10 protein-coding genes and 1 pseudogene are annotated in these 10,293 nt (G+C 69.9%); 1 reads left to right on the plus strand and 10 read right to left on the minus strand.

Annotated features, from left to right (window positions below; all coding sequences use genetic code 11):
* Window positions 1-2: 2 nt before the first annotated feature.
* Window positions 3-860, plus strand: coding sequence for a glycosyltransferase family 2 protein (locus HSO01S_RS02535; protein ID WP_066039137.1), 858 nt, complete (start codon window positions 3-5; stop codon window positions 858-860).
* A gap of 54 nt (window positions 861-914) precedes the next feature.
* Here HSO01S_RS02535 and HSO01S_RS02540 read toward each other — a convergent pair whose 3' ends face one another.
* The 10 genes and pseudogenes from HSO01S_RS02540 to murC form a co-directional block, all read right to left on the minus strand.
* Window positions 915-1,874 carry an SDR family NAD(P)-dependent oxidoreductase gene (locus tag HSO01S_RS02540; RefSeq protein WP_084361226.1) on the minus strand — a complete coding sequence of 320 codons (960 nt, stop codon included), beginning with the start codon at window positions 1,872-1,874 and terminating at the stop codon, window positions 915-917.
* A 62-nt stretch (window positions 1,875-1,936) separates the two neighbouring features.
* Window positions 1,937-2,857 carry an RluA family pseudouridine synthase gene (locus HSO01S_RS02545; protein ID WP_066039139.1) on the minus strand — a complete coding sequence of 307 codons (921 nt, stop codon included), beginning with the start codon at window positions 2,855-2,857 and terminating at the stop codon, window positions 1,937-1,939.
* 2 nt (window positions 2,858-2,859) lie between these two features.
* Complete coding sequence (gene lspA, locus HSO01S_RS02550; RefSeq protein ID WP_066038978.1) at window positions 2,860-3,435, minus strand: signal peptidase II; 576 nt, start codon at window positions 3,433-3,435, stop codon at window positions 2,860-2,862.
* Entirely contained in the window at window positions 3,425-4,066 is a 642-nt protein-coding gene (locus HSO01S_RS02555; protein WP_066038979.1) for a DivIVA domain-containing protein, read from the minus strand. The genes lspA and HSO01S_RS02555 overlap by 11 nt, the downstream gene beginning before the upstream one ends.
* A gap of 149 nt (window positions 4,067-4,215) precedes the next feature.
* Window positions 4,216-4,521, minus strand: a complete 306-nt coding sequence (locus HSO01S_RS02560; protein ID WP_066038980.1) for a YggT family protein — start codon at window positions 4,519-4,521, stop codon at window positions 4,216-4,218.
* 7 nt (window positions 4,522-4,528) lie between these two features.
* Window positions 4,529-5,035: a cell division protein SepF gene (locus HSO01S_RS02565; RefSeq protein ID WP_066038981.1), complete on the minus strand. Its 507-nt coding sequence runs from the start codon at window positions 5,033-5,035 to the stop codon at window positions 4,529-4,531.
* A 40-nt stretch (window positions 5,036-5,075) separates the two neighbouring features.
* Window positions 5,076-5,750, minus strand: coding sequence for a YggS family pyridoxal phosphate-dependent enzyme (locus HSO01S_RS02570; protein WP_218003760.1), 675 nt, complete (start codon window positions 5,748-5,750; stop codon window positions 5,076-5,078).
* Window positions 5,750-6,967, minus strand: a complete 1,218-nt coding sequence (gene ftsZ / locus HSO01S_RS02575) for a cell division protein FtsZ (RefSeq protein WP_066038983.1) — start codon at window positions 6,965-6,967, stop codon at window positions 5,750-5,752. Before ftsZ ends, HSO01S_RS02570 begins: the two co-directional genes overlap by 1 nt.
* A 203-nt stretch (window positions 6,968-7,170) precedes the next feature.
* Window positions 7,171-8,532, minus strand: a complete 1,362-nt coding sequence (locus HSO01S_RS02580) for a cell division protein FtsQ/DivIB (protein ID WP_245635855.1) — start codon at window positions 8,530-8,532, stop codon at window positions 7,171-7,173.
* 302 nt (window positions 8,533-8,834) lie between these two features.
* Window positions 8,835-10,265: pseudogene (gene murC, locus HSO01S_RS02590) on the minus strand (UDP-N-acetylmuramate--L-alanine ligase); the annotation flags it as partial.
* Window positions 10,266-10,293 lie beyond the last annotated feature (28 nt).

The following is a 10,293-nucleotide window of genomic DNA, read 5'->3' on the forward strand; positions in this document are numbered from 1 at the left end:
CCGTGACCGACGCCACTGAGCTGCCCACCGTCTCCATCGTCATCCCCGCCTACAACGAGGAGGCCGGAATCCGGCACTGCCTCGTCGCGGCCATCGAACAGACCGTCAAGGCGCACGAGATCATCGTGGTCGACAATCGCTCCACCGACGGCACGCGCGCCGCGGTCGAGGCGATGGCGACGGCCTTCCCCGAGGCGAACATCCGGCTGGTGACCCAGGATGCCGAGCAGGGCATAACCCCCACCCGGAACGCGGGCTTCGACGCCGCGACGGGCGTGGTGATCGGGCGCATCGACGCGGACAGCGCGCTCTTCCCCGACTGGGTCGAGCAGGTGCAGCGGGCCTTCGCCACCGGCGAGTTCGTCGCGGCCAGCGGGCCGGTCGAGTACTACGACATGCCGATGCGGGCGTTCGGCCACCACGCCGACGACACCTTCCGCAAGCTGCAGGTCAAGCTCGCCGGCAAGTACGTCTTCCTCTTCGGCACGAACATGGCGATCACCAAGGAGGCCTGGCTCGCGGTGCGCGGCGACGTCTGCCCCGACCGCGAAGACCTCATGCACGAAGACCTCGACCTCGCCGTGCACCTCGCCCTCAAGGGCCTCAAGGTCGGCTACGTCTCGGCGATGGTGGTCGGGATGTCGGCCCGCCGCCTCGACTCGTCGCCGCGCGACTACCTGTACTACGTCGAGCGCTTCGAGCGCACCTACGCGGCCCACGGCATCCACGACCTGCGCCTGCTGGCGCCGATGGCGGTGTTCCTCGGAATCTACCCGGCCCTGCACGCCGAGCGGCGGCTGCACGAGCACCGCACGGCGCAGCAGTGGGGCGGGGTGCCGCGGCCGGTCAAGGCCGACTGAGCCCGGCGAACCCGGCCCCGCCGAGCCCGGCAGACCCGGCCGGTCCCGCCGGCGCTAGTCCCGCGCGTCCTCCTGGCGCATCCGCTCGCGGATGCCGCCGTCGACGCCCCGGCCCGCGGCCATCGGCTCGTAGATCGCGCCGTCGGTCGGCGGCTCGGGATCGCCCTTCTTCGACTCGGCGTCGGCCGTCTTGCCCGAGAGGCGTTCGGTGACACCGGGGAACAGGTGGTGCGAGACATCGGCGAGCCGGGCCTTTACCCCCACGGGCTGTTCCGGCTTGGGGTTCGTGCAGGCCTCGACGATCGCGTCGACGACGATCTGCGGGTCGTCCATGGCGGCCATCCGCGGCGTGCGACCGCTGTAGTTGGCGGCGTGGGTCCACCAGGGGGTGTCGACCGCCCAGGGCAGGATCGTGCCGACCGAGATCCGCTCGTCCTCCCCCGTCAAGCGCAGTTCCTCGTTGAGCGAGCGCCCGAGGCTGAGCACCGCGGCCTTGGACGCGGCGTAGGACGACTGGTAAGCCAGCGGCACCTCGCTGTCGACCGAACCGACATTCACCAGGGTGCCGCCGCCCTGCGCACGGAACCGCGTCAACGCGACGTGCGCTCCGTAGATCAGGCCTTTGAGGTTCACGTCGATGATCCGCGCGTGGGCCTCGAGCGGGATGTCCCAGAAGAAGCCGATGGCGCCCACGCCCACGTTGTTCACCCAGACGTCGATGGAGCCGAACCGCTTGACCGCCGCATCCGCCAGCCGTTCCACGGCCGCCGGATCACTCACGTCGGTGGTCACCGCGAGGGCCGTGCCGCCTGCGCCTACGATCTGCGCGACCAGCTCGTCGAGCAGGTCGGTGCGTCTGGCGGCCAGCACCACCTGGGCGCCCTGCGCGGTGAGCTTCTCCGCCGCACCGCGCCCGAACCCGCTCGAGGCGCCGGTGATGACGATCGTCTTGCCCGTCACGCCGGAGGCTTCGTCCGTCGTGGTTCCGTCTGTGGTGCCGTTGTCGTCGCTCATGCAGGACATCGTGCCCCCGCGGCCGGGATTCCGCGCGGGGGTTGCGGCCACCTCAGCCCGGACTAGTCGTTCTCGACGATGTCCAGCGCGTGCCGCAGGTCGGCCGGGTACCGACTCTCGAACGACACGTACTCGCGGGTCTCGGGGTGGATGAACCCGAGCCGCATCGCGTGCAGCCACTGCCGCGTGAGCCCGAGCCGTGCCGAGAGGATCGGATCAGCTCCGTACATCGTGTCGCCGACGCAGGGATGCCGCTGTGCGGCCATGTGCACCCGGATCTGGTGCGTGCGACCGGTCTCGAGGTGCACCTCGAGCAGGGTCGCGGCGCGGAACGCCTCGAGCGTCTCGTAGTGCGTGATCGACGGCTTGCCGGCGGCGGTGACCGCGAACTTCCAGTCCGACTTCGGATGCCGGCCGATCGGGGCGTCGATGGTGCCCGAGAACGGATCGGGGTGCCCCTGCACGAGCGCGTGGTAGATCTTGTCGACCTCGCGGTCGTGGAAGGCGCGCTTCAGCCAGGTGTAGGCGGCCTCGCTCTTGGCGACGACCATCAGGCCGCTGGTGCCCGCATCCAGCCGGTGCACGATGCCCGCGCGCTCGGCCGCGCCACTGGTGGCGACGCGGTAGCCCGCGCCGGCCAGGGCGCCGAGCACCGTCGGGCCGGTCCAGCCGACCGAGGGATGCGCGGCCACGCCCACGGGCTTGTCGATCACGATGATGCTGTCGTCGTCGTAGACGACCTCGAGCTCGGGGACGACGACGGGCACGATCGACGGCTCTTCCCGGGGAGACCACTCGACCGAGAGCCAGGTGTCGCGGTGCAGCTTGTCGGACTTGCCCACCGTGCGGCCGTCGACGCTCACTCCCCCGGCTTCGACCACCTCGGCGGCGAAGGTCCGGGAGAAGCCGAGCAACTTGGCGATCCCGGCGTCGACGCGCGAGCCGTCGAGGCCGTCGGGCACCGGGAGGGTGCGGGATTCCACCACTAGACCTGCTCGCGCTCGTCGGCGGTCGTGCTGCCGGTCTCGCCGTCCGCATCCTTCGGCGCAGCGACGTGCCGCGTGCCGTCGAGGCCGATGCCCCGGATGGTGAGGATGAGGAACAGCACCATCGCGGCCGTGATCGACACGTCGGCGAGGTTGAAGATCGCGGGCAGCAACGGGATCGTGATGAAGTCGACCACGTGGCCGACGCCGAAGCCTGGCTCCTTGAAGAGCCGGTCGATCAGGTTGCCGATCGTGCCGCCGAGCAGCAGTCCGAAGACCCAGGCCCAGGCGAACGAGCGGATGCGCCGCGCGAACCAGATGATGAACACCGTGACGGCGGCGGCGAGGATCGAGAAGATCCAGGTGTAGGCGTTTCCGATCGAGAAGGCGGCGCCCGAGTTCTTCACAAAGCGAAATTGGATGAGGTCGCCCACGACGGGGACGACCTCACCCAATTCGAGGTTCTGTACGACCAGGAGCTTCGTGATCTGATCGATCGCGATCGACGCGAATGCGACGACCGCGAGGACGATCAGAACCCGGGGGCGGCCCTTCGAGCTCTCGCTAACCGCCAAAGCCGCTGAAGCTCGACGTCGGAGAAGGGCTCTTCTCGCCGTCGACGCTCGAGGAGGTCAGCTCCTGGAGCTGGTCTTCGATGTAGGTCTTGAGACCGGCGCGGTAGTCCTTCTCGAACGTGCGCAGCTCGTCGATGCGGTGCTCGATGCCGGCCTTCTCCTGGTTGAGACGGGCCAGCTCGTTACGCTGCTTGGTCTCGGCCTCGGCCACGATGCGCGCGGCGGTGGCGTGACCCTCGGCGATGAGCGCGTCGCGCTTGTCGGCACCTTCCTTGACGTGCTCGTCGTGGAGGCGACGGGCCAGCTGGAGGAGGTTCGTGGTGGAGACGGACTCGTCATCGACCTCGGGGGCGGCGGGAGCCGCGGCGACGGGTGCGGGCACCTCGGCGACGGGGGCCGGAGCCGGGACCTCGACGACAGCCTCTTCGACGACGGCGGCGACCGGGGCAGGAGCCTCGGAGGAGGCGCCGGACTCGAGCTTGGCCTTCAGTTCCTCGTTCTCCTGCGTCAGACGGCGCAGTTCGACGACGACCTCGTCGAGGAAGTCATCCACCTCGTCCTGGTCGTAACCTTCACGGAACTTGGTCTGAGAAAATCTCTTGTTAACAACATCTTCCGGAGTTAACGCCATGGTTTTCCACCTTTATTGCTTCGACAAACAGTGATAACGCGTTGCTAACCGTAGCAACATTCCTGACGAACGTCCCGTGAACGGCACGATCTCGTCCGAGGCCTTCCGCTTCAGGATACATGGGTGCCCCGTTCGGGGCTCACCGCCGGTCAGGCGGCTCGGAGGAAGCCGGCGACGGACATCGCGATGATGACCAGGAGCATCGTGATGCTCCAACCGAAGTCGAGGGCGATCGCGCCCACGCGCAGCGGCGGGATGATGCGACGGAAGAAGCGGATCGGCGGATCGGTCACCGTGTAGGTGACCTCGGCCAGCACCAGCACCCCGCCGGACGGCCGCCAGTCGCGGCGGACCGTCCGGACGAGGTCGAGGATGAACCGTCCCCACATCAGGAAGAAGTACAGCAGGAGAGCGAAATAGACGACGGTCGCGATGATGGAGACGAGGGAACCCACTCGCTAATTATGACTGGACGAAGAAGGACGACTCCGCGCGTGCCTCGGTGCCGTTGTCCCCGGAGACGGAGACGTGCGACGGCGAGAGCAGGAAGACCTTGTTCGTGACGCGCTCGATCTTGCCGTAGAGGCCCTGCGAGAGGCCGCCGGCGAAGTCGATCAGGCGGCGCGCGTCGGCATCCGTCATCTGCGACAGGTTCATGATCACCGGGATGCCTTCGCGGAAGTTCTCGGCGATGACCTGGGCGTCCTTGTACTGCTTGGGGTGGACGGTGAGGATTTCGTTCATTTCAGCAGGTGCCACATTCTTGGGGGTGTGCGCGGACTTGCGGAGAGGCGTCACGGGGGCGCGGTTCGAGGTCGCAGCCGGCTGCTGCCGCGGCGCCTCGGGCGCGGGGGCGGCCTGCGGGTGCGGGACGGGGGCGACGGGCGCCTGGGTCGCGGGAGCCTCGTACTCGAGCTCCTCGTCGGCGAGACCCAGGTACACCATGGTCTTGCGGAGTGGGTTGGCCATCAGAACCTCCGGTTGCAGTTGCTTCTTCTTATCCCCGAGATTAATCGCGCGGAGGCCGTAAACCGGTGATTGCGGTGCCGATCCGCAGGTGTGTCGCGCCCTCGGCGATGGCCTCGCGGAAGTCGTTCGACATGCCGGCCGACATCCAGCGCGCCTCGGGGACGACGGTTCGCACCCGGTCGCCGAGGGCCCGGAGCCGTGCGAAGGCGGCTCGCGGTTCCTCGTCGAGGGGCGCGACGGCCATCACGCCGAGAAGACGCAGATCGTCCGTCGCGGCGACACGCTCGGCGAGTTCGACGAGCTGATCCGGATGCGCTCCCCCGCGGGCCGGGTCGTCCGTGAGGTTGACCTGGAGGAAGACGTCGAGAGGATGCTCGCCCCCCGCGAGCTTGTCGACGAGCTCCTGGCGGTCGACCGAGTGGATCACCGTGGCGTACTCCCGGGCTTGGCGCGCCTTCTTCGTCTGCAGCTGGCCCACGAAGTGCCAGTTCAGGTCGAGGTCGGCCAGTTCGGCAGCCTTCTCGCGCGCCTCCTGGTGACGGTTCTCGCCGAAGTCGCGGATCCCGAGGGCGTGGAGATCACGGACCAGCTCCACGGGGTGGTACTTGGTCACGACGATCAGCGTCAGCTCGTCGGGTGAACGACCGGCGGAGCGGGCCGCATCCGAGATCTCGGATCCGACCCGCTCGACACGCTCGGCGAGGGAGGGTTCGATCACTTCAGGAAGTCGGGGACATCCAGGTCGGCGTCGTCGTCCTCGGACGCGGGGTCGAGGGCGACCGCGCCGGTGAGGCCCAGGTCGCTGGTCGCGTTCTGCCAGACCGGCGAGCTCGGCGCAGCCTGCTGCTCCTCGGCGGCCTCGGGCTTCTGGTCGCGACGGAGGGTCGCGGTCGCGGCGCCACCGCGGCCGAAGGGGTCGACCTCCTCGGCGTTGCCCACGAAGCTCCCGCGGCGCGTGTCGGCCGGAGGGGTGTTCGCGTTCGGCTCGCCGCCGTCGAAGCCCGCGGCGATGACCGTGACGCGCACCTCGTCGCCGAGGGTGTCGTCGATCACGGCACCGAAGATGATGTTGGCCTCCGGGTGCACCGCATCCTGGACCAGCTTGGCGGCGTCGTTGATCTCGAAGATGCCGAGGTTCGATCCGCCCTGGATCGAGAGCAGCACGCCGTGCGCGCCGTCGATCGAGGCCTCGAGCAGCGGGCTCGCCACCGCCAGCTCGGCCGCCTTGATGGCGCGGTCGGCGCCCCGGCTCGAGCCGATGCCCATGAGTGCGGAACCGGCACCCTGCATGACCGACTTGACGTCGGCGAAGTCGAGGTTGATCAGGCCCGGCGTGGTGATCAGGTCGGTGATGCCCTGCACACCGGCCAGGAGCACCTGGTCGGCGGTCGAGAAGGCCTCGAGCATGCTGATGCCGCGGTCGCTGATCTCCAGCAGGCGGTCGTTCGGCACGACGATGAGGGTGTCGACCTCGTTCTTCAGGGTCGCGACGCCATCTTCGGCCTGGGCCGCCCGGCGCTTGCCCTCGAAGCCGAAGGGCTTCGTGACGACACCGATGGTCAGGGCGCCGATCGACTTGGCGATTCGCGCCACGACGGGCGCGCCGCCGGTGCCGGTACCGCCGCCCTCTCCGGCGGTGACGAAGACCATGTCGGCGCCGGCGAGGGCTTCCTCGATCTCCTCCGCGTGGTCCTCGGCGGCACGACGGCCGACCTCGGGGTCGGCACCCGCTCCGAGTCCCCGGGTGATCTCGCGGCCGACGTCGAGCTTGACGTCGGCGTCGCTCATGAGCAGCGCCTGCGCGTCGGTGTTGATCGCGATGAACTCGACTCCGCGGAGCCCGAGCTCGATCATGCGGTTGACGGCGTTCACGCCGCCGCCGCCGATGCCGACGACCTTGATCACGGCGAGGTAGTTCTGGTTTGACGTCACGTCCGGCCTCCGCTGGAACCTTAAACTTCAACTTGAAAGTTAAAGTTATTCCGAGTATGTATTTCCTAGGTGCGAAGCTACGCGAGGATGCGGCGCACGACTCCCACCACGCGCCGCGTGTCGCGAACGGGGCGAGATTCTCTTCGCTGCGAGCACGTCGCGAGCACCTCGGACGCGCCTGCCTCGCCGAAGCTGCGCACCGGTCAGCGGACCACGGGGTTCTGCGGGCTCGACACGTCGTACTCGACGGCCGCCGCCGGATCCTGCGTCGCGATCAGGCGCTGCAGGATGACGGCCTTGAGCTCCGAGTCCTCCGCGCTCCCCCACACCACGCGCTGGCCGGCCCCGCCGAAGACGAGGGTGACGCTGTCGGGCGTGGTGCCGCTGATCCGGTCGACCTGGCTGAGCAGGGCATCCGGAAGCGAGGTCAGCACGGCGGCCGCCGCCTCGAACCCGGGGCTGCCGATCTGGGTGCCGGTCAGGTCGATCACCGGGAAGCCCGCGATGCGCTCGACGCTCTGCTGCACGGTCACGCCGGCCGCGTCGAGCAGGTCGAAGCCGGTCGCCGTCTGCACCTGCGCCACGGGACGGCGCTCGACCACGCGGATCGCGAGGATGTCCGGCGGCCGCGCCTCGACCGAGTACGACTCGATCATCGGGAACTGGGCGAGATCGCGTTCGATCGCCCCGTAGTCGACCAGTGCGAGCGGGCGCCCGACCTGGTCGTCGAGGGCGTTGGTGACCGCGGTGACGTCCACTCGTGAGGTGCCTTCGATCGCGACCCCGCGCACGGCGAGGAGCGGTGAGTAGGCGGCGAGCAGCACGACGAGCACCAGGCCGGCGACGGCTCCCCCGCTGATCAGCCAGGCCAGGCGACGACGGCGGGACCGCTGGGTGAACCGCCGCGACTCGTCGCGCTCGTACCGCTGGCGTGACCGGGTGGCCTGCTTGAGCTGTCGGCGGGCGTCGCCCGCGCGGGTGCGCCAGGATGCGGCGGTGCCGGTCGCGGGACGGCTCGCGCTCGGTGCTGGCGTGCTCTGGCCCGAAGCGCTCCGTGCTGACGTGCTCTGGGCCGACTTGCTCGGCGCAGACTTGCCGGAGCGGGCGATCGGTTCGGTGACCCCGGAGTCGGCGGCCTTCGACTTCGCCGACGCCGCGCCGCTCGGGCGCGCTCCGGAGTTCTTGAGGCCGGCGATCTTCGGTCCGCGTCGATTCGAGGCTGCGCCCTTCCGTGCCACCGGCTCGGTGAGCTCGTGGTCCCGACTCGTGGGGCGCGCACCACCTGACTGAGTGCCGGGGGTCGCGGCCTTCGCACCGGCGTTCGCGCCAGCGCTTCGGTCGCGGTCCTCGGGAGCGCGCGGCGTCGTCCACCACGCCTCGCCGAGCGACGAGCTGCGGGAGGCCGATCCCGAGCGCGGCCGAGCGGACGACGAAGCAGACGGGGCGGCAGGGGCCTTCGAGGTGGATGCGGCCGGGGCCTCCGCGGGTACGGCCTTCGCTGCCGGGGAACCGCCACCACGGCCGGCACGACCGGGTCGGCCCAGCGGCGTGACCGGTTCCGTCACATCCGAGGCGGACGACGAGGAAGCCGGCGATGACGATCGTGCCGACGGTGACGAGGGTGACGACGGCGCAGACGGCGAGGGAGCGGCCGGAGCCGCCTTCGCGTCGGAGGCGCGAGGCGGCACGGGTCGGCGCTTCGACCCCCGCGCTCCCCGGCCGTCACCCGGCGCGGGCGACCCGGCCGACGGGGGCGGCGGCGGTGGAGGCGTGATGCCGGGCGGTCTTTTCACTCTCCTCCAGCGGCCGCACCGGCCGATGCCGCTGCACCGGAGGCCGAGCCGGAGGCAGAACCTGGGGCCGATCCAGGGGCCGAGCCGGAAGCGTCGGCATCCGAACCGTCGGAACCGCCCGAACCCAGCGACTCGAGCAGCTGCGGCACGATCAGGTTCACGTCACCGCAGCCGAGCGTCACCACGAAGTCGCCCGGCTCGGCGATCGTCGCCAGGTAGTCGGCGGCCCGCTGCCAGTCGTCGATGTAGGCCACGCGCGACGGGTCGTCGAAGCGCTCGGAGACGAGCTCGCCCGTCACGCCCTCGATCGGGTCCTCGCGCGCGCCGCACACCTCGAGCACGATCGTGAAGTCGGCCGTGCGCTCGAGCGTCTCGGCGAACTCTCCCGCCATCAGCTTCGTGCGGCTGTACAGGTGCGGCTGGTGCACGGCGATGATGCGGCCCTCGCCGACGACCGTGCGCGCGGCGGTGAGCGCCGCATCCACCTCGGTCGGGTGGTGGGCGTAGTCGTCGTAGACGCTCACGCCGCCGACCGTGCCGTGGAGTTCGAACCGGCGCCCGGTGCCGCCGAACGCGCCGATCGCGGCCAGGGCCGCATCCAGGGGGAAGCCGAGCCCGACCAGCACGGCGGCCGCTCCCGTGGCGTTGATCGCGTTGTGGTGGCCGGGCACGCGCAGGACTCCCGGGTAGCTCTGGTCACGGTAGTCGACCGTGAAGCGCACGGGCCCGTCGGTCTGGATGGAGTGCACCCGCAGGTCGGCATCCTCGGCCTCGCCGAAGGTGAGCACGTTCGGGTGCGAGAGTCGCGCCGAGACCCGGAGCGCCCCGGCGTCGTCGGAGGAGATGACGACCAGTTCGTTCGCGGCGTCGGCGAACTGCACGAAGGCGTCCTCGACGGCCTCGACCGAGCCGTAGTGGTCGAGGTGATCCGGGTCGACGTTCGTGATGAGCGCGACGGCGGTGTCGTAGAGCAGGAACGAGCCGTCCGACTCGTCGGCCTCGAGCACGAAGAGCTCGCCGTCGCCGAAGGCCGACGAGGTGCCGAGCTCGGAGATCACGCCGCCGTTGACGAAACTCGGCTCCTGGTCGAGTTCGAGCAGACCGGTGACGATCATGCCCGTCGAGGTGGTCTTGCCGTGGGCGCCGGCGACCGCGACCAGGCGGTTCCGGTTCGAGAGCCAGGCGAGGGCCTGGGAGCGGTGCAGGATGGTCATCCCGCGCTCCTGGGCCCGAAGGTACTCGGGGTTGTCGGGCCAGAGCGCGCTCGTCACGACGAGGGTGTCGGCCTCGCCGACATTCGCGCCGTCGTGGCCGACCGCGACCGGGATGCCGATCGCGCGGAGCTTGGCGGCGGTCTTGGAGTCGGTGCGGTCCGAGCCGGTGACGGTAAGACCGGCGGCGTGGTAGAGCCGCGCGATGCCGCTCATCCCGCTGCCGCCGATGCCGACGAAGTGCACGGCGCCGAGGTCGTCTGGGATGGGGATCGAGAGGTCGGGCTTGATCAAGCGGTCACGCCCTTTCTGTGGTGGTGGG

Source organism: Herbiconiux solani NBRC 106740 (assembly GCF_001571005.1).
In the GTDB taxonomy this organism is placed as follows: domain Bacteria; phylum Actinomycetota; class Actinomycetes; order Actinomycetales; family Microbacteriaceae; genus Herbiconiux; species Herbiconiux solani.